Annotated in this window: 18 protein-coding genes and 1 pseudogene; 12 read left to right on the top strand and 7 right to left on the bottom strand. The window is 67.8% G+C overall.

The genetic code is table 11. From position 1 onward, the window contains the following. Positions 1-128: 128 nt before the first annotated feature. The 8 genes and pseudogenes from LWH48_RS11910 to LWH48_RS11875 form a co-directional block, all read left to right on the top strand. Positions 129-1,100: pseudogene (locus LWH48_RS11910) on the top strand (OmpP1/FadL family transporter); the annotation flags it as partial. A gap of 199 nt (positions 1,101-1,299) precedes the next feature. After that, positions 1,300-2,398 (top strand): peptide chain release factor 2 gene (prfB, locus tag LWH48_RS11905; RefSeq protein WP_143004396.1). Its coding sequence is split into 2 segments (ribosomal slippage): positions 1,300-1,374 and positions 1,376-2,398, totalling 1,098 coding nucleotides; the frame shifts between segments, so codons are not numbered across the junction. Between the two features lie 4 nt (positions 2,399-2,402). Next, positions 2,403-3,953, top strand: a complete 1,551-nt coding sequence (gene lysS, locus LWH48_RS11900) for a lysine--tRNA ligase (RefSeq protein ID WP_232912744.1) — start codon at positions 2,403-2,405, stop codon at positions 3,951-3,953. A 243-nt stretch (positions 3,954-4,196) separates the two neighbouring features. Further along, positions 4,197-4,583, top strand: a complete 387-nt coding sequence (locus tag LWH48_RS11895; protein ID WP_161430017.1) for a hypothetical protein — start codon at positions 4,197-4,199, stop codon at positions 4,581-4,583. A 74-nt stretch (positions 4,584-4,657) separates the two neighbouring features. Next, positions 4,658-6,037: an MFS transporter gene (locus LWH48_RS11890; RefSeq protein WP_232912743.1), complete on the top strand. Its 1,380-nt coding sequence runs from the start codon at positions 4,658-4,660 to the stop codon at positions 6,035-6,037. An 88-nt stretch (positions 6,038-6,125) separates the two neighbouring features. After that, complete coding sequence (locus tag LWH48_RS11885) at positions 6,126-6,434, top strand: BolA family protein (protein ID WP_161430019.1); 309 nt, start codon at positions 6,126-6,128, stop codon at positions 6,432-6,434. Beyond that, positions 6,431-7,249 carry a hypothetical protein gene (locus LWH48_RS18260; protein WP_269816191.1) on the top strand — a complete coding sequence of 273 codons (819 nt, stop codon included), beginning with the start codon at positions 6,431-6,433 and terminating at the stop codon, positions 7,247-7,249. The genes LWH48_RS11885 and LWH48_RS18260 overlap by 4 nt, the downstream gene beginning before the upstream one ends. Continuing rightward, entirely contained in the window at positions 7,239-7,787 is a 549-nt protein-coding gene (locus tag LWH48_RS11875) for a GNAT family N-acetyltransferase (RefSeq protein ID WP_232912742.1), read from the top strand. Before LWH48_RS18260 ends, LWH48_RS11875 begins: the two co-directional genes overlap by 11 nt. Positions 7,788-7,801: 14 nt before the next feature. Here the strand turns inward: LWH48_RS11875 and LWH48_RS11870 are convergent, their stop codons facing one another. Further along, complete coding sequence (locus tag LWH48_RS11870; protein ID WP_161430021.1) at positions 7,802-7,996, bottom strand: cell division protein ZapB; 195 nt, start codon at positions 7,994-7,996, stop codon at positions 7,802-7,804. A gap of 97 nt (positions 7,997-8,093) precedes the next feature. Then, positions 8,094-8,759 carry a 16S rRNA (guanine(966)-N(2))-methyltransferase RsmD gene (gene rsmD, locus LWH48_RS11865; protein WP_232912741.1) on the bottom strand — a complete coding sequence of 222 codons (666 nt, stop codon included), beginning with the start codon at positions 8,757-8,759 and terminating at the stop codon, positions 8,094-8,096. A 90-nt stretch (positions 8,760-8,849) separates the two neighbouring features. Here rsmD and ftsY point away from each other — a divergent pair, with 90 nt between their 5' ends. The 4 genes from ftsY (at position 8,850) to rpoH (ending at position 12,870) form a co-directional block, all read left to right on the top strand. Next, on the top strand, positions 8,850-10,241 hold the full coding sequence (gene ftsY, locus LWH48_RS11860; RefSeq protein ID WP_232912740.1) for a signal recognition particle-docking protein FtsY: 1,392 nt from the start codon (positions 8,850-8,852) through the stop codon (positions 10,239-10,241). Continuing rightward, positions 10,238-10,906: a cell division ATP-binding protein FtsE gene (ftsE, locus tag LWH48_RS11855; protein ID WP_161430024.1), complete on the top strand. Its 669-nt coding sequence runs from the start codon at positions 10,238-10,240 to the stop codon at positions 10,904-10,906. Before ftsY ends, ftsE begins: the two co-directional genes overlap by 4 nt. Continuing rightward, on the top strand, positions 10,903-11,877 hold the full coding sequence (gene ftsX / locus LWH48_RS11850) for a permease-like cell division protein FtsX (protein WP_161430025.1): 975 nt from the start codon (positions 10,903-10,905) through the stop codon (positions 11,875-11,877). Before ftsE ends, ftsX begins: the two co-directional genes overlap by 4 nt. A gap of 126 nt (positions 11,878-12,003) precedes the next feature. Beyond that, on the top strand, positions 12,004-12,870 hold the full coding sequence (rpoH, locus tag LWH48_RS11845; protein WP_232912739.1) for an RNA polymerase sigma factor RpoH: 867 nt from the start codon (positions 12,004-12,006) through the stop codon (positions 12,868-12,870). A gap of 180 nt (positions 12,871-13,050) precedes the next feature. On the opposite strand, the gene slmA is transcribed toward rpoH, so the two are convergent. The 5 genes from slmA to coaBC form a co-directional block, all read right to left on the bottom strand. Beyond that, positions 13,051-13,662, bottom strand: a complete 612-nt coding sequence (gene slmA, locus LWH48_RS11840; RefSeq protein WP_232912738.1) for a nucleoid occlusion factor SlmA — start codon at positions 13,660-13,662, stop codon at positions 13,051-13,053. 7 nt (positions 13,663-13,669) lie between these two features. After that, positions 13,670-14,569 carry an acetylglutamate kinase gene (gene argB, locus LWH48_RS11835; protein WP_232912737.1) on the bottom strand — a complete coding sequence of 300 codons (900 nt, stop codon included), beginning with the start codon at positions 14,567-14,569 and terminating at the stop codon, positions 13,670-13,672. Between the two features lie 68 nt (positions 14,570-14,637). Next, entirely contained in the window at positions 14,638-16,032 is a 1,395-nt protein-coding gene (locus tag LWH48_RS11830; RefSeq protein WP_232912736.1) for a phosphomannomutase/phosphoglucomutase, read from the bottom strand. Between the two features lie 40 nt (positions 16,033-16,072). Continuing rightward, on the bottom strand, positions 16,073-16,540 hold the full coding sequence (gene dut, locus LWH48_RS11825) for a dUTP diphosphatase (protein ID WP_232912735.1): 468 nt from the start codon (positions 16,538-16,540) through the stop codon (positions 16,073-16,075). Positions 16,541-16,582: 42 nt separating this feature from the next. Continuing rightward, a complete protein-coding gene (coaBC, locus tag LWH48_RS11820) occupies positions 16,583-17,848 on the bottom strand; it encodes a bifunctional phosphopantothenoylcysteine decarboxylase/phosphopantothenate--cysteine ligase CoaBC (RefSeq protein ID WP_442908313.1) in 1,266 nt (421 codons plus the stop codon). Positions 17,849-17,860: the final 12 nt, after the last annotated feature.

Raw genomic sequence — 17,860 nt, 5'->3', positions numbered from 1 at the left:
TCACTTTGGTCATCAACGTGACACCGCTCAGGACCATGACACAGGGCAGCGCTGTGCAGCTGCAGCCAAGGCCGAGACGATAACTTAAATCGGGACGTTTTCTGTCTTGACGATGGGGTCCACTTTACTTTGCCTTCTACGCGCACCCGGTCAATGAAAAGCTGGCCTTTGGCTTCGGTGTCTATGCGCCTTTTGGTTCCAAGACCGATTACGAGGATGACTTTCAGGGCCGCTATTTCGGTAACTACACCGAAGTGACGGTAATCAGCGCACAGCCGACGGTATCCTATCGCTTCAATGACAAGTGGTCGGTCGGTGCTGGCATTACCTACAACCAGGTGGAGGGCGAACTTCGCCGTCAACTGCCGAGCAGTGCCGCTTATGATCCTGCCGGCGATATTGACTCACGTGTCGATGGCGACGATGACGGCTGGGGTTATAACCTCGGGGTGATCTATCAACCGGTTCCGGAGACCACGTTGGGCCTCACCTATCGCTCCAAGGTGGATTACACTCTGACCGGTGATTTTCGTGCCTATGATCCGATGGGGAATGTGGTTCGCGCCGATGATGCCAACCTTGATCTGACTACGCCGGAAACCGCCAACTTCTCCATTACTCAGCAGATGACAGACCGCCTCAAGCTGATGTTTGGTGCCTCCTGGACACGTTGGAGCCAGTTCGACCAGATTCTGGTGGTCAATAATCAGGGTGAGCAGATCACAAAGGAGACACAGAACTACTCGAATGCCTGGGCATTCGCCGTCGGTGGCGAATATCAGCTCAATCACCAGTTGGCACTTCGTGCGGGTCTCTCCATCGATAACTCGCCGACCAACGACGAGTATCGCAGCGTGCGTATCCCGTCTGATGACCGCCGTATCTTTTCATTGGGTGCTGGTTGGACACCTACTGACAACCTGACGCTGGACTTCGCCTATTCCTACCTCACAGAGCGTGGCACTCATGTAGAGCAGGAACGTGCTGATCTGCTGGCGAGTGCGGCAACAGGTGGTGTCCCGGTTGGCGGTGCCACCTACTCTGCCGACTACAAGAACGAGGCCCACGGCTTCGGCGCCCAGCTGACCTACCGCTTCTAGGCGTCAGCCAGCACGGCGTATCCAGGGAACCCGGCTTCGGCCGGGTTCCCTGCGTTAGGGGCCGGGAGGGCGCGGCGAGTGGATGCGACTCGGCGCGGCTTTCGCTACAATGGATGTCTTTTCCGTGCCGCCGCGGCGCCGGCCTCTCGCCGGTGCCGCGGCGGCCGTACGTCCACCGCAGATTCAGGCGAGACGCCCCATGCTGGAAACCAACCCGATTCACAACCTCATCAAGGACCTGTCTGAGCGGACAGATGTCCTGAGGGGGTATCTTTGACTATGCCGAGAAGAAGGATCGGCTAGAGGAAGTCACCCGCGAGCTCGAGGACCCCAACGTCTGGAATGATCCGGACTATGCCCAGAAGCTGGGCAAGGAGCGGGCCTCCCTGGAGCTTATCGTCGCCACCATCGACGAGCTGGACCAGGGCCTCGGCGACAGCCGCGACCTGCTGGAGCTGGCCGAGATGGAGGAGGACGAGGGCACCGTCGCTGAGGTGGAGAAGGAACTGGAGGGCTTCAGGGCGAGCCTCGAGAAGCTCGAGTTCCGGCGCATGTTCTCCGGCGAGATGGACGAGAACAACGCCTACCTCGACATCCAGGCGGGCTCCGGCGGCACCGAGGCCCAGGACTGGGCCAACATGCTGCTGCGCATGTACCTGCGCTGGGCCGAGCATCACGGCTTCAAGGCGGAGATCACCGAGCTCTCCGCCGGCGAGGTGGCGGGCATCAAGTCGGCCTCCCTGCATATCCAGGGCGACCACGCCTTCGGCTGGCTGCGCACCGAGACCGGCGTGCACCGCCTGGTGCGCAAGAGTCCCTTCGACTCCGGTGGCCGCCGCCATACCTCGTTCGCCTCGGTGTTCCTGTCACCGGAGATCGACGACAGCTTCGAGGTGGAGATCAATCCCTCGGACCTGCGGGTCGATACCTATCGCTCCAGTGGTGCCGGCGGCCAGCACGTCAACACCACCGACTCGGCGGTACGCATCACCCACGAGCCCACCGGTATCGTGGTGGCTTGCCAGAGCCAGCGCAGCCAGCACGCCAACCGCGACTTCGCCATGAAGCAGCTCAAGGCGAGGCTGTGGGAGCACGAGATGGAGAAGCGCAACGCCGCCAAGCAGGAGGCCGAGGACTCCAAGTCGGACATCGGCTGGGGCAGCCAGATCCGCTCCTACGTGCTGGATGACCAGCGTATCAAGGATCTGCGCACCGGCGTGCAGACCAGCAACTGCGACAAGGTGCTGGATGGTGATTTAGACCAGTTTATCGTCGCCAGCCTAAAGCAAGGATTGTAGCGAAATGGCCAACGAGAGCCCCACCCCGGACAGCCCCCAGAACGACGAGAACCGCCTGATCGCCGAGCGTCGCGCGAAGCTGGCGGCGCGCCGCGAGCGGGCCGCCGCGCAAGGCGAGAGCGCCTTTCCCAACCACTTCCGTCGTGACAGCCATGCCGCCGAGCTCAACGCAGCCCTGGGCGACAAGGACAAGGCCGAGCTCGAGGCGTTGAACCGTCAGGCCGGCGTGGCCGGGCGTATCATGCGCAAGCGTGGCCCCTTCATCGTCATCCAGGACGTCAGCGGCCAGATCCAGCTCTATGTCGACAAGAAGGGGCTGCCCGCCGAGACCCTCGAGGAGATCAAGGGCTGGGATATCGGTGATATCGTCGCGGGGCGTGGCCCGGTGCACAAGTCGGGCAAGGGCGACCTCTACGTGATGATGGAGGAGGCGGTGCTGCTCACCAAGAGCCTGCGTCCGCTGCCCGACAAGTTCCACGGCCTCACCGACATGGAGGCGCGCTACCGCCAGCGTTATGTGGACCTGATCATGAACCCCGACTCGCGTCAGGTGTTCGAGACCCGTGCCGGGGTGATCAGCGCCATGCGCCGCTTCTTCGAGGCGCGCGGCTTCATGGAGGTGGAGACCCCCATGCTGCAGGCGATTCCCGGCGGCGCCACGGCGCGCCCCTTCGTCACCCACCACAATGCGCTGGACCAGGACATGTACCTGCGCATCGCACCGGAGCTCTATCTTAAGCGCCTGGTGGTGGGCGGTTTCGAGAAGGTTTTCGAGATCAACCGCAATTTCCGCAACGAGGGGCTCTCCACGCGTCACAACCCCGAGTTCACCATGATCGAGTTCTATCAGGCCTACGCGGACTACCATGACCTGATGGACCTCACCGAGGAGATGCTGCGCACCCTGACTCGCGAGGTGCTGGGCACCACCACCGTGGTCAATACCGTGCGCAACCGCGACGGCGAGGTGCTGGAGCATTTCGAGTACGACTTCGGCCAGCCGCTGCGCCGTCTGACCGTGTTCGACTCGATTCTCGAATATAACCCCGAGATCCATGCCGATGCGCTGGCCGATGAGGCCGCGGCGCGCCAGATCGCCGAGCGTCTGGATATCGACGTCAAGGATGGCTGGGGACTGGGCAAGATCCAGATCGAGATCTTCGAGAAGACCGTGGAACATCGCCTGCAGCAGCCCACCTTCATCACCGAGTACCCCACCGAGGTCAGCCCGCTGGCGCGCCGCAAGGACGCCAATCCTTTCGTCACCGAGCGATTCGAGTTCTTCGTCGGCGGCCGCGAGATCGCCAACGGCTTCTCGGAGCTCAACGACGCCGAGGATCAGGCCGAGCGCTTCCGCGAACAGGTGGCGGAGAAGGAGGCCGGCGACGACGAGGCGATGTACTACGATGCCGACTACGTGCGCGCGCTCGAGTATGGCCTGCCGCCCACCGCCGGCGAGGGCATTGGTATCGATCGCCTGGTGATGCTGCTCACCGACAGCGCCTCGATCCGCGATGTCCTGCTGTTCCCGGCCATGCGGCCTGAGGTGGACTGACATTTGCGTCGATGGCGGAAGAGCTCGGGGCTGATCCGGGGGTAGGCCTCCGAGGAGGCGCTGTGAACCCCTCCCTGGGCGCTACCGACGCCATCCCTGGCGTAGGACCTCCTCTTCGGCCTACCCCCGGCGCTCCCTCGCGCATGGGCAACAGCGGCTGTCCTGGTCTGTAAGAGGGAAGCATTGGTAAACACTGCAGACAGCGCCCATAATGGCGGTCGTTTCGACGTCGAGGAGACCACCATGAAACTGCTCAATCGCTCTGCCCTGAGCGTCCGCCCGACCCAGCACTTCGTGGACTGGATCAACGGGCTCGAGCCCACCCTCGGCGACGATGACCTGACGCTGGCCGACGTCGAGCGCGAGAGCACCGTCTACCTGATTCCCGAGATGGACACCCCGGAGGCCCTGCAGGGCTTCGTGCGCGAGCGCTATCTCGAGATCCTCGAGACCGAGCTGCGCGCCTGGGAAGAGGACGAGCGGCAGTGGCCCGAGACCATCGACTGGTCGCTGTTCCAGCGCTTCCTGCAGCTCGAGCACAGCTATCTGGCCATCGACCTCGACAACGAGGCGGCGCTGGAGATCTCCGAGATCGATGACAGCCTGCTGCTGGAGACCGATCAGGACTGACGGTCGACTCGCAGTATCCAGGAGAAACCGGCTTCGGCCGGTTTCTTTTTTGACGGACCCCGACGGAACATGGAATGAGCCGACTCTTCGAGACGCGCCCCGGCGACGATGGCCTGCCGGGACCCGAACGGCGCCTGGCCGTGCTGGCGCTGATCCTGGGTACCCTGATGGCGGTGGTGGACACCACCATGGTCAATATCGCGCTGCCCTCTATCGCCAGGAGCCTCGAGGTCTCCGCCTCCCGGGTGGTGTGGGTCACCAACCTCTTCCAGGTCAGCTGTGCCGCCTTCCTGCTGGTATTCGCCGCTCTCAGTGAGCTGCTCAGCCGGCGTCGACTCTACGTGGCCGGCGTCGCGGTCTTCGCCCTGGCGGCGCTGGGCAGTGCGCTCTCGACCAGCCTCGAATCGCTGCTGCTGTTCCGTGCCTTGCAGGGGCTGGGGGCGGCGGCAACCCTCTCCATCGGTCCCTCGATCTACCGGCAGATCTTTCCCACGCGGCTGCTGGGCAGTGCCCTGGGGCTCTCCGCCATGGTGGTGGCGGGCGGCTATGCCGCCGGTCCGGCCATCGGCGGGCTGCTGCTCTCGGTGGCCGACTGGCCCTGGCTGTTCGCGCTGCATCTGCCGCTGGGCGCGGTGGCGGTGGTGCTGGCCTGGCGGGCGTTGCCCCGCGAGTCGGCACGCCCCGGCGGCTTCGACTGGCAGGGGGCGCTGCTCTCGGTGGCCATGCTCGGCGGCTTCTTCGTCGCCATGGATGGCCTCGGGCATGGCATGCCGGTCTGGGCGCTGGTGGCGTGGCTGGGCAGCAGCCTGGTCGCGGCGCTGCTGTTCCTGCGTCGCCAGCGGCGTGCCACCCATCCGCTGCTGCCGCTGGCGATCTTCGCCGAGCGGCGCTTCAGCCTGGCGCTGGCCGCCCAGGGCAGCGCCTTCGTGGGCCAGGGGCTCGCCTTCGTGGCACTCTCCTTCCTGTTCCAGCAGCAGATGGGCTTCACGCCGCTGGAGACCGCCTGGCTGTTCACTCCCTGGCCGCTGGCGATCATGCTGGTGGGGCCGCTGGCGGGCCGGCTGGCCGACCGGGTGAACCCGACCCTGCTGGCCTCGCTGGGCCTGACCCTGCTGATGGTCGGCCTCGCCGCGCTGGCCCGGCTAGATGCCGAGGCCGGGGTGGTCGAGGTGTTGTGGCGCATGGCGCTGTGCGGGCTGGGCTTCGGGCTCTTCCAGCCGCCCAACAACCGCGAACTCATCGGCAGCGTGCCCGCCGCGCGCAGTGCCAATGCCTCCGGGGCCATGAGCACCTCGCGCACCGTGGGGCAGTCGCTGGGGGTGGCCCTGGTGGGTGCCTTCCTGGCCGCCGGCGTGGCGGTGCAGGCGACGCTGTGGCTGGGCGCGCTGACCACCCTGATCGCCTTGCTGTTCAGCCTGCTGCGGGTCCCGCTTGCCGCCGCCCGGGGCGAGTAGCGACGAGCGCGCGCGACCCAGGCGCATCGTTCGCGCCGCCGATAGCGAGTACAATGGGGCCTTCACTTCACCACTTCGGGAAGCCGCCATGAGCATCCAGTCAAGCATCGAAGAGAAGCTCAAGGCCCTCGAGCCCGCCTTTCTGCAGGTGGAGAACGAGAGCCATCGGCACGCCGTGCCGCCCAACTCCGAGACCCACTTCAAGGTCACCCTGGTCAGCGAGCGCTTCGCGGGGCTGATGCCGGTCAAGCGTCACCAGCAGCTCTACTCCCTGCTGGCCGACGAGCTGGCTGGCCCGGTGCATGCCCTGGCCCTGCACCTCTACACGCCGCAGGAGTGGGAGGCCAGCGGCCAGGCGCGCCCCGACTCCCCCGACTGCCAGGGCGGCGGGCGGTGACCAGCGAACCGCAGCGCCTCCAGTACCTGGAGGCGATGGGTCTGACCGCCTGGGTATCACGCTATGTGCTGCCCAACGCACGCAGCACCCCGGCCTGCGACTGGGAGCTGCCCGAAGCCGCCCCCGAGGCCGATCACGGCGAGCGCCTGCATGCCCTTCTCGAGGAAGCGCGGGAGCAGCCTGCTGCCCCCCGGCCGGAGGCCCCCGCCCAGGAGCGTGCCGTGCGCCCGCCGCGACCGGGCAAGGCGCGAGCGGCCCTGCTGGGGGATATCCCGACTTCGCCAGAACCCGACAGCGGGGCCGAGACGGCAGGACCTGCCGCGCAGGCGCCGGGAGAGGCGCTGCGCTTCGCCTTCCAGGTCGCCTGCCTGGAAGGGCGCTGGCTGCTGGTGCTGCCGGGCGAACAGGCGCCGGGGCGTCCCCAGCTGATGCTGCTCGCCAACCTGCTGCGGGCCGCGGGTATCGATTCGCCGCTGCCGGTCTTCCAGGACTTTCGCTGGCCGCTGCAGGAGGGGCTGCCGGTGCATGAGCCGCTGGAGGAGGCCCGCGAGGGCCTGAAGGCCTTCATTGCGGGAGCCAGCCGGCGCGGCTGGGCGCCACGCCGGCTGCTGATGTTCGGCCAGGATGACATCCTGGGCCGGGTGCTGTCGTTCGAGGCGGGGCACTGCCCGCTGTTCGACCTGCCAGCCTGGCAGGCGCCGTCACTGAGCGAGCTCTCCACCAATGCCGATGCCAAGCGCGCGCTGCTGCCGCAGCTGCTGGAGCTGGGCGAGGCGTGGCGAGACGCGGCAGGGGAAGTGCCGGATGAACGCTAGCAAGCGCGGGAAGAAGCCGATGCTGGTGCGCCTGACGGAGGCCGACCTCCCGGCGGTGGCGGCGCTGGAGGCGGCTCATGGCTGGCCTGTGGGCGGCTCCGAGGCGCAGTGGAAGACAGCCCTGGCCGACCCCGCCACGGCTGTCTACGGCTTGATGGCCGGCGATGCCCCGATGGGTGATGAACTGCTGGGCTATGCCGCCGTGGCCCGGCTGCCCTTCGAGGCGGAGCTGCAGGCGATCCTGGTGGACGAGGCGTTGCGGGGCCAGGGGCTCGCCCGGCAGCTACTCTCCGTGGTGGCCGACCAGGCCCGTGACTGGGGCAGTGAGCGGCTGCTGCTGGAGGTGCGGGCGGGCAATGCCCCGGCCATAGCGCTCTATCGTGCGGCGGGCTTTCGCGAGGATGGCATTCGTCGCGGCTACTATCCGCCCCTGCCGAGTCGTGACTCGTCCGCGTTGCATGCCCCGGACACGCCACCGCCCCGGCAGGCCGGGGCGGTCAGGGAAGATGCGCTGCTGATGTCGCTGGCGCTGGGGTGAGTCCGCTCGGCGGCTCAGCCCTGGCTGTCGCCATCCAGCTCGTCCAGCTTGCCCAGCACGGCGGTCAGGCGGCGCTCCCACTCCTCGCGCTCCTGCTTCAGGCGGCTGTTTTCCTCGCGCAGCTCTTCGGCTTCCATCTTCAGCAGCTCCAGAGCCTCCACGGCACTGGTGACCTTCTGTTCGAGCCGGTTGAAGAGTTCGATGCTCATCCTGTTCTCCTGAGGTGTCGTTCCGGGTGGTCCTTGCGGCCGAGCCGGGGGCCGTGGCGGGCGTTCCAGCCCAGCAGCGTAACGCCGAGCTACTGGCTCAGCAAGCGTCGTCGGGCGGCGACATCACTCCGGCCTGACGGCGGTAGAGCCGGCCATGGCTGTCGCCGGCCTGCACCTCGCGGTGCAGCTGCCAGCCGGCGGGGACCTGCGGGTCGAGTCCGCCCTCGGTCTCCAGGTAGATGAAGGCGTCGTCCGCCAGCCAGCCCGCCTCCAGGGCGGCGCAGCAGGGCTCGGCCAGGCCCTGTCGGAAGGGCGGGTCGAGGAAGACCAGGCTGGCGGGGCAGGGCGTGCCGGCCAGGAAGGTGGCAACATCGGCGTTGACGACCCGCCCGCGCGGCGCTGCCCCCAGGGTGGCGAGGTTCGCGGTGAGCTGGTCGGCGACCCGGGCATCGCGCTCCACGAAGGTGGCTTCCCGGGCGCCTCGCGAGAGGGCTTCCAGGCCGAGGGAGCCGGTGCCGGCGAAGAGGTCCAGAACCCGGGCGCCGGGCAGGGTCGCTGCCAGCCAGTTGAACAGGGTCTCGCGGACCCGGTCGGGCGTGGGCCGCAGCCCGGGGCTGTCGAGTACCGGCAGCAGTCGGCGGCGGTAGTCGCCGCCGATGATGCGCAGGCGGCCGGCACTCCGGTGGCCGGTGTCCTTGCCGCCGTGCTGGCGGGCGGTGGCGGGCTTGCCTGAACGGCGTGAGCGTGGGTGGCGTCGAGTCATGGCGAGGATTGTAACGGGCGGCTTGTCCACAGTCATGGTGGGCAGTGGTAGGATGTGGCGATTCGTTCATCCGCGAGGCTGATTCTGTCCATGTTCGGTTTTTTCAAGCGCAAGAAGAAGCAGGAGCAAGAGGCGACCCGGGAGGAGCATGACCTCCAGGACGAGACCGCCCCGCCTGCCGATGAGGGTGAAGGCTCCGCCGAGGGGGAGCGTGACGGTGAGCCCGAGGGCCGGGCCGAGCCACCGCACGCCGAGACGGCCGAGGAGCCTCTCGACAAGGGCGTCGCGGAGGACGGCGCTGCGGCGCGTCAGCCGGAGTCCGAGGTCGATGTGGCACCTGATGCAGGGGGCGACCAGGCAGCAGGCGTTGCCCCCGATGTCCCTGAGCAGCAGGCTGCTGTCGAGCCCGAGCCCGAGCCCGAGCCCGAGCCCGAGCCCGAGCCCGAGCCCGAGCCCGAGCCCGAGCCCGAGCCCGAGCCCGAGCCCGAGCCCGAGCCGCCCCGGACCGCGCTGCAGGAGAAGCCGGTCGCCGGCGAGAAGAAGGGCTGGTTCGCTCGCATCCGCTCGGGCCTCGGCAAGACCCGCGCCAACCTGACCGACGGCCTGGCCGACCTGTTCCTGGGCCGGAAGCAGATCGATGACGACCTGATGGAGGACCTCGAGACCCAGCTGCTGATGGCGGACGTGGGCATCGAGGCCACCACCGAGATCATCGATCGCCTGACCGAGCGGGTCTCGCGCAAGGAGCTCAAGGATAGCGATGCACTTTACCGCGCCCTGCAGGAGGAGCTGGCCATCATGCTCGAGCCGGTGAGCCATCCCCTGGTGCTGCCGCCCAAGGGGGAGGGGCCCTTCGTCATCCTGGTGGTTGGCGTCAACGGCGTGGGCAAGACCACCACCATCGGCAAGCTGACCCAGCGCTTCCAGCGCGAGGGGCGCAGCGTGATGCTGGCCGCCGGCGACACCTTCCGAGCCGCCGCGGTGGAGCAGCTCAAGGTGTGGGGCGAGCGCAACAAGGTACCCGTGATCGCCCAGCACACCGGCGCCGACAGCGCCTCGGTGGTCTATGACGCCGTGGCGGCCGCCAAGGCCCGCGGTGTCGATGTGCTGATCGCCGATACCGCCGGGCGCCTGCACAACAAGGCTCACCTGATGGAGGAGCTCAAGAAGGTCCATCGGGTGATGGGCAAGCTAGATGCCAGCGCGCCCCACGAGGTGATGCTGGTGCTCGACGCCGGCACCGGTCAGAACGCCCTCTCCCAGGCCAGCACCTTCCACGAGGCGGTGCCCATCACCGGGGTCACGCTGACCAAGCTCGACGGCACCGCCAAGGGCGGAATCATCTTCGCCCTGGCCAAGCAGCTGGGTATTCCGATCCGCTTCATCGGGGTCGGCGAGTCTCTGGACGACCTGCGGCCCTTCGTGGCCGGCGAGTTCGTCGATGCCCTGTTCGACCGCGAGAGGGACGACGCCCAAGGATGATCGTCTTCGAGCACGTCGGCAAGCGCTATGGCGGGCGCTTCGATGCCCTCGCCAACCTCGATTTCCGCGTGCGGCGTGGCGAGATGCTGTTCCTGACCGGCCACTCCGGTGCCGGCAAGAGCTCACTGCTGCGCCTGATCATGCGCCTGGAGCGCCCCTCCCGGGGGCGAATCCTGGTCGCCGGCCACGATATCGACCGGCTCCACCCCAGCCAGGTGCCCTTCTATCGTCGCCAGATCGGCGTAGTCTTCCAGGATCACCAGCTGCTCTACGACCGCTCGATCTTCCACAACGTGGCGCTGCCCCTGGCGATCCAGGGCGTCGAGCCCCGCGAGGCGGCGCGTCGGGTGCGGGCGGCACTCGACAAGGTAGGGTTGCTGCACCGCGAGAAGGCGTTGCCCATCGAGCTTTCCGGCGGCGAGCAGCAGCGCGTCGGGATCGCCCGGGCGGTGGTCAACAAGCCGGCCCTGCTGCTGGCCGACGAGCCCACCGGCAACCTCGACCCCCAGCTCTCCGCCGATATCATGGCGCTGTTCGAGGACTTCAACCGCATCGGCACCACGGTGATGATCGCCAGCCACGACCTGGCGCTGATCGCCCGACTCCACCATCGCACACTGCGCCTGCGCGAGGGTCGCCTGGTGGGTGACCAGGAGGCCGCATGAGCCGTTCTCCCGCTCCGCCCCCTCGCGGCGCTCGCACTCACCGTACGCGTTCATCGAGCCGCTTCCGCGGCTGGCTGCGCCACCATCGGGCCATGGCCCTGGACAGTGCCCGGCGGCTGCTGCGGACGCCCATCGGCAGCCTGGTGACCATGCTCGCCATCGCCATCGCCCTGGTGCTGCCGGCGGCGCTGTGGCTGACCCTGGACAGCGCACGGCTGCTCGACGCCGAGCTCACCGAGAGCGCGACCCTCACCGCCTACCTCGCCCCGGGGGTCGATGATGGCGAGGCGGGACGCATCGAGGAGGCCCTGGGGGCCCAGCCCGGCGTAGCCCGCACCCGGCTGATCACCGCCGCCGAGGGCATGGCGGAGTTTCAGCAGGCGCTGGGGCTCACGGACGCCCTGGCGCGCCTCGACGACAACCCTCTGCCGGCCAGCGTGGTGGTGACCCCCGAGGCTCCGGCACCGGATGCAGTGCGGGAGCTGGCCGAGACGCTGGGGGCGCTGTCCGGAGTGGAGGAGGTGCGCCTGGACATGGCCTGGATCGAACGCCTGCGCAGCCTGGCCGAACTGGGGCAGCGCGTGGCGCTGGCGCTGGCGGTGCTGTTCGGTGGGGGAGTGCTGCTGGTGGTGGGCAATACCATCCGCCTGGCGGTGGAGAGTCGCCGCAAGGAGATCGAGGTGATCACCCTGATCGGCGCCACGCATGGCTTCGTGCGCCGCCCCTTCCTCTACAGCGGCGCCTGGTATGGCCTGGGCGGCGGCCTGCTGGCCTGGGCGCTGCTGACCCTGGGCGGGGAGTGGCTGGCGGCACCGGTCTCGGCGCTTGCGGCCAGCTACGGTGCCAGTTTCAGCCTGCCCCGGCTGGGGGCGGGCGGTTCCGCCACCCTGGTCGGCTGTAGTATACTATTGGGCTGGTTAGGTGCCTGGATCGCGGTCAGTCGCCACCTCGCGGAGGTGAAGCCGCGCTGAGGCCAGGCCAGCGCGTCGATGGCTCCAAGGCCACGGGCCTCGCGGAACTTTTCGATGTTCCTGGCGTCTGAAGAGCCGCACGCCAAGACACACATGGGCTGATTGAATTGAGGAGACATCCTGCACATGAGCAACAGTCTTCTTCCGGTGGGCCAACTCTCCCCGGGGCACGACCTCAACGGGTATATCCGGGCAGTGAATGGCATTCCCATGCTTACCTCCGACGAGGAGCGTGAGCTGGCCTTCCGACTGCATGATGAGGGCGATCTGGAGGCGGCACGCCGCCTGGTGCTGTCGCACCTGCGCTTCGTCGTGCATATTGCCCGCAGCTACTCCGGCTATGGCCTGCCTCAGGCGGACCTGATCCAGGAGGGCAACGTCGGCCTGATGAAGGCGGTCAAGCGTTTCGATCCCAATCAGGGCGTGCGACTGGTCTCCTTTGCCGTGCACTGGATCAAGGCCGAGATCCACGAGTTCGTGCTGCGCAACTGGCGTATCGTGAAGATCGCCACCACCAAGGCCCAGCGCAAGCTGTTCTTCAACCTGCGCAGCGCCAAGAAGCGCCTGGCCTGGCTCAACAGCGACGAGGTCGAGGCGATCGCCAAGGACCTCGACGTCAAGCCCGAGGTGGTGCGCGAGATGGAAGGTCGGCTCTCCTCCCACGATGCCGGCTTCGATGCGGCTCCCGGCGAGGATGACGAGAGCAGCTGGCAGGCGCCGGTGCACTATCTGGACGACGCCTCCGCCGATCCGGCGACCCAGCTCGAGGCGAGCGACTGGGAGGGTGACTCCACGCGCCGCCTGCAGCAGGCCATGGAGGCCTTGGACGAGCGCTCCCGGGATATCCTGCAGCGTCGTTGGCTCAGCGAGCCCAAGGCGACCCTGCACGACCTGGCCGATGTCTACGGTGTCTCCGCCGAGCGCATCCGCCAGCTCGAGAAGAACGCCATGAAGAAGATCAAGCAGCAGATCGGCGACGCCCTGGTGGCATGACCCACGGCAGGGCGCCTGGTGTCTGGCGTGGGCGGCTGAGCTCGCCATGAAGTATCGAGGAGCAAGCTGCAAGGGAATCCCTTGGCTTGCTCCTTCTGGTTCAGGCCAGCCTGACTTGCTCCTTGCTCCTTGCTCCTTGCTCCTTGCTCCTTGCTCCTTGCTCCTTGCTCCTTGCTCCTGTCAGGCCGTCTGCGGCGCCTCCCGGAGCAGCTGCGCCGAGAGCAGCCCCCACTGGTCCTCCCAGTGCTCGGTGGGGCGGCGGCGGAAGTCGCTCCTCACGTACTGGCTGATGCGCCCTTCGGCGGTGGCCAGCAGCAGGTTGGCGGCGGCGGAGGCGGGCAGGCTGGGGCGACGCCCCTCGCGCAGCTCGGCCTCGCGCAGGACCTGCTTGAGCTGGGTCTCGAGCCGCTCGAACAACTGGTGGATGCGGGTTCGCAGGCGCGCCGTCTCGCCGGTGAGCACGCCGCCATCGAGCAGTCGTGAGAGGCCGGGGTTCTTCTCGGCGAAGCCCAGCAGCAGGGCCAGCAGCGCCGCGCAGCGCGGCAGTGCCTCGTGCTCCTCTTCCAGGATGCGCCCGATACGGGCGAACAGGGTCTCCTCGATGAACTCGATGAGGCTCTCGAACATGCGTGCCTTGCTGGGGAAGTGGCGATAGAGCGCGGCTTCGGTGACGCCGACCTGCTTCGCCAGGGCGGCCACGGTGATGCGCTTGCCGCTATCCTCTTCCAGCATCAAGGCCAGTGCCTGCAGGATCTGCTCGCGGCGACTGGGGGTGGGAGTTGCCTGCGTCATGGTTTGGTCAGCTTTCGTCGGTGATCAGGGTGCCGACCCCGGCGTTGGTAAAGATCTCCAGCAGGGTGGCGTGGGGCACCCGGCCGTCGATGATATGGGCGCTCGCGACGCCGCCCTTCACTGCCTCCAGGGCACAACGGATCTTGGGCAGCATGCCGCCGTGGATGGTGCCGTCACTGATCAGCGCATCCACCTGGGCTGTCGTCAGGCCGGTCACCACCTCGCCGGAGCCATCCATCAGGCCGGCCACGTTGGTCAGCAGCATCAGCTTCTCGGCACCGAGCGCCTCGGCCACCTTGCCGGCCACCAGGTCGGCGTTGATGTTGTAGCTGTGGCCCTCGGCGTCTACCCCGATGGGGGCGATCACCGGGATGAAGTCGCGCTCGGCGAGCATCTCGATCAGGTCGGTGGAGATATGCTCCACCTCGCCGACATGGCCGATGTCGATGATCTCGGGGACGGTCATTTCCGGGCTCTGGTGCTCCACCTTGAGCTGGCGGGCACGTATCTGGGCGCCGTCCTTGCCGGTGAGGCCGATCGCCTTGCCGCCGCACTGGTTGATCAGGTTGACGATGCCCTTGTTGACCAGGCCGCCCAGCACCATCTCCACCACGTCCATGGTCTCGGCATCGGTGACCCGCATGCCATTGACGAAGCGTGACTCGATGTTGAGCTTCTTGAGCAGCTCGCCGATCTGCGGACCGCCGCCGTGGACCACCACCGGATTGATGCCGACCTCCTTCATCAGCACCATGTCGCGGGCGAAGGAATCGATCAGGGTGTCCTCGGTCATGGCGTTGCCGCCGTACTTCACCACCACGGTCTTGCCGGAGAAGCGCTGGATATAGGGCAGCGCCTCGGAGAGCACCTCCACCACCAGGCGCGGGTCGCGGGTTTGTTCGGTCATTTCGGGTTCCCTTGTCATGCTCGAGACCCGCCGCTGATGCGGCGGGTCAGCCATAGGGTAGCGTGCGCCTACAGCGCCACTTCCAGTTCGGGTGCCACTGCTTTCAGGGCGTCGGCGAAGCGCGCCTTGATGCGCTCGAGTGCCGCCTCGTCCTTACCCTCGAAGCGCAGTACCAGCACCGGGGTGGTGTTGGAGGCGCGGCACAGGCCCCAGCCGTCGGGGTAGTCGACACGGATGCCGTCGAGGGTGGTCTTGACCCCCTCCTCGCCGAAGTCGCCCTCGCGGGCCAGGCGTGCCACCAGGTCGAACTTGGTCTCGTCGGTGACGGTGATGTTGATCTCCGGGGTGCCCTTGTCCTGGGGGTAACGGTCGAAGAAGGCGTCGGCATCCAGCTCCTGGCGGGAGAGGATCTCCAGCAGGCGGGCGGCGCCGTAGAGGCCATCGTCGAAGCCGTACCAGCGCTCCTTGAAGAAGATATGCCCGCTCATCTCGCCGGCCAGCAGGGCTCCGGTCTCCTTCATGCGCGCCTTGATCAGCGAGTGGCCGGTGCGCCACATCTCGGGCTCGCCGCCGGCCTCATCGATCACTCGGGCCAGGTTGCCGGTGCACTTGACGTCGAAGATCACCTTGGCTCCCGGGTTGCGCTCCAGCATGTCCTCGGCGAAGGCCATCATCAGGTGGTCGGGATAGATCAGGCGGCCGGAGGGGGTGATCACGCCGAGGCGGTCGCCATCACCGTCGAAGGCCAGGCCGATATCGGCGCCGCTCTCCTGCACTACGCGGATCAGGTCCTGCAGGTTCTCGGGCTTGCCCGGGTCCGGGTGGTGGTTGGGGAAGGTGCCGTCGATCTCGGCGAACAGCGGCAGCGTCTCGACGCCGAGCTTCTCCACCAGTTTGGGGCCGAGCTCGCCGGCCACGCCATTGCCGCAGTCCACCACCGCCTTCAGCGGGCGGGCCAGGCGCACGTCGGCCAGGATGCGCGCCAGATAGGCGTCGCGCACGTCTACCTCGCGCACGCTGCCCTGGCCTGTGCTCAGGTCGCCCTCGACGATACGGGTGTGCAGGGCGGTGATCGCCTCGCCGGAGAGGGTCTCGCCGCCGAGCACGATCTTGAAGCCGTTGTAATCCGGCGGGTTATGGCTGCCTGTGACCATCACCCCCGAGGCGGTGCCGTCCAGCGCATGGGTGGCAAAGTAGAGCACCGGGGTGGGCACCATGCCGACATCGATGACGTCGCGGCCGGCGGCGGTCAGCCCGCGCATCAGGGCGTCCTTGAGACGTTCGCCGGAGAGTCGACCGTCACGGGCCACCACCACGGTTGATTCGCCCCGGGCGGCGGCCTCGCTGCCGATGGCACGGCCGATCAGCTCGACGCTGTCCTCGGTAAGGGTGTCATCGACGATGCCGCGGATATCGTAGGCGCGGAAGATGGAGGCGGGAACGGTCTGGGTGTCGGCTGTCATGGGTGTCCTTTTCCTGTTGGTCGCAGCGCATGGTCCGGTATCAGTGACGGCCCGAACTGCCGAAGCCGCCGCTGCCACGCGGGGTGGTGTCGAAGTCATCGACCACCTCGAGTTCGGCCTGCACCACGGGGACAAGCACGTACTGGGCCAGGCGCTCGAAGGGCTCGAGAGTGAAGTCGGCCGCACCGCGGTTCCAGACCGAGATCATCAGCTCGCCCTGGTAGTCCGAATCGATCAGCCCCACGAGGTTGCCGAGCACGATGCCATGCTTGTGGCCCAGGCCCGAGCGGGGCAGGATCATGCCAGCCAGGCCCGGGTCGGCGATATGGATGGCCAGGCCCGTACGCACCAGCTCGCACTGGCCGGGCGCCAGGGTCAGGGGCGCATCGAGCAGGGCGCGCAGGTCCATGCCGGCGGAGCCCTGGGTAGCATAGTGGGGCAGGTGGTCGCGCAGGCGCTCGTCGAGAAGCTTCACGGCCAGGCGCGGCTTGGCATCGGTTCGGGGCATCGGCGGTTCCTGGTTGTTCGTCGGAGTTTGCTGGCGCTGGACTCAGCGGGTGGTGCGTGCGGCGAGGCAGGCCAGGGCACGGCCCATCACCGCCCGGGCCATCTCGCGCTTCGGCTGGGGCGCAAGGTGCTCCTGCTCCTCACCCGCAGTGCCACGCCACAGCATCAGGGCGGCGTTATGGTCGCTGCCGAAGCCGAGTCCTTCCCGGGAGACGTCGTTGGCGATGATCATGTCGAGCCCCTTGCGGGCGAGCTTGTCCCGGGCGTAGCGCTCCACGTCTCGGGTCTCGGCGGCGAAGCCTACCACCAGCGGTCGGCTGGCCTCGGGCAGGGCGGCCACCGCGGCGATGATGTCGGGGTTCTTGACCAGGCGCAGGGTCAGGGCGTCCTCGCCTTCCACCTTCTTGATCTTGTGCTCCGCGGCCGTTTCGGCGCGGTAGTCGGCCACCGCGGCACAGCCGATGAAAAGGTCGCTCTCGGGTGCCAGTCGCTGGGCGGCGGCGTGCATCTCGCGGGCCGTCTCCACCTCGAGACACTCCACGCCGGCCGGGCAGGCCAGGGCCACCGGGCCACTGATCAGCTTGACCCGGGCGCCCAGCGCCGCGGCGGCCTCGGCCAGGGCGTAGCCCATCTTGCCGGAGCTGTGGTTGGAAAGGTAGCGCACCGGATCCAGCGGCTCCCGGGTGGGGCCAGCGGTGATGGTAATGGTCAGCCCCGAGGCGGGACCCTTGCCGGTGTTCGCGGCTCCCTCTGCCACCCGCAGGGCCTCGAGTATCGCCTCGGGCTCCAGCATGCGCCCGGGACCGACATCGCCACAGGCCTGGTCGCCGCTGTCCGGCCCCAGCAGGCGCCAGCCGTCCTCGGCGAGCCGGGCGGCGTTGCGCCGGGTGGCGGGGTGGGCCCACATCGCCTGGTTCATGGCCGGGGCCATCACCTTCTCGGCGTCGCTGGCCAGGCACAGGGTGGTGAGCAGGTCGTCGGCCATGCCGACGGCCAGCCGCGCCATCAGGTCGGCGGTGGCGGGGGCGATCAGGATGGTGTCGGCCCAGCGGGCCAGCTCGATGTGCCCCATGCCGGCCTCGGCCTCGGGGTCGAGCAGCGAGGTGCGCACCGTCTCGCCGGTCAGTGCCTGCAGTGTCAGCGGGGTAATGAAGGCCTGGGCGCCCTGGGTCATGACGACCCGCACTTCACAGCCCGCCTGCTTGAGCAGGCGGGCGAGCAGGGCGCTCTTGTAGGCGGCGATGCCGGCGCTGATGCCGAGCAGCACGCGTCGGCCTGTCGTGGGTCCGGATGGCGATGACATGGGCATGTCCCAGGGCGC

It is taken from the genome of Halomonas sp. G15 (assembly GCF_021282295.1).
Lineage (GTDB): Bacteria > Pseudomonadota > Gammaproteobacteria > Pseudomonadales > Halomonadaceae > Halomonas > Halomonas alimentaria.
The sequence above is the reverse complement of the archived record's forward strand: the minus strand, read 5'-3'. Positions and strand labels throughout refer to the sequence as shown.

Coding starts and splice junctions, on each gene's coding strand:
- coaBC (WP_442908313.1), bottom strand. CDS start 17,848: ATGCCCATGTCATCGCCATCCGGACCCACGACAGGCCGACGCGTGCTG.
- rpoH (WP_232912739.1), top strand. CDS start 12,004: ATGAGCAACAGTCTTCTTCCGGTGGGCCAACTCTCCCCGGGGCACGAC.
- ftsE (WP_161430024.1), top strand. CDS start 10,238: ATGATCGTCTTCGAGCACGTCGGCAAGCGCTATGGCGGGCGCTTCGAT.
- LWH48_RS11870 (WP_161430021.1), bottom strand. CDS start 7,996: ATGAGCATCGAACTCTTCAACCGGCTCGAACAGAAGGTCACCAGTGCC.
- LWH48_RS11885 (WP_161430019.1), top strand. CDS start 6,126: ATGAGCATCCAGTCAAGCATCGAAGAGAAGCTCAAGGCCCTCGAGCCC.
- rsmD (WP_232912741.1), bottom strand. CDS start 8,759: ATGACTCGACGCCACCCACGCTCACGCCGTTCAGGCAAGCCCGCCACC.
- ftsY (WP_232912740.1), top strand. CDS start 8,850: ATGTTCGGTTTTTTCAAGCGCAAGAAGAAGCAGGAGCAAGAGGCGACC.
- lysS (WP_232912744.1), top strand. CDS start 2,403: ATGGCCAACGAGAGCCCCACCCCGGACAGCCCCCAGAACGACGAGAAC.
- LWH48_RS11895 (WP_161430017.1), top strand. CDS start 4,197: ATGAAACTGCTCAATCGCTCTGCCCTGAGCGTCCGCCCGACCCAGCAC.
- slmA (WP_232912738.1), bottom strand. CDS start 13,662: ATGACGCAGGCAACTCCCACCCCCAGTCGCCGCGAGCAGATCCTGCAG.
- LWH48_RS11890 (WP_232912743.1), top strand. CDS start 4,658: ATGAGCCGACTCTTCGAGACGCGCCCCGGCGACGATGGCCTGCCGGGA.
- ftsX (WP_161430025.1), top strand. CDS start 10,903: ATGAGCCGTTCTCCCGCTCCGCCCCCTCGCGGCGCTCGCACTCACCGT.
- LWH48_RS11875 (WP_232912742.1), top strand. CDS start 7,239: ATGAACGCTAGCAAGCGCGGGAAGAAGCCGATGCTGGTGCGCCTGACG.
- LWH48_RS11830 (WP_232912736.1), bottom strand. CDS start 16,032: ATGACAGCCGACACCCAGACCGTTCCCGCCTCCATCTTCCGCGCCTAC.
- argB (WP_232912737.1), bottom strand. CDS start 14,569: ATGACCGAACAAACCCGCGACCCGCGCCTGGTGGTGGAGGTGCTCTCC.
- dut (WP_232912735.1), bottom strand. CDS start 16,540: ATGCCCCGAACCGATGCCAAGCCGCGCCTGGCCGTGAAGCTTCTCGAC.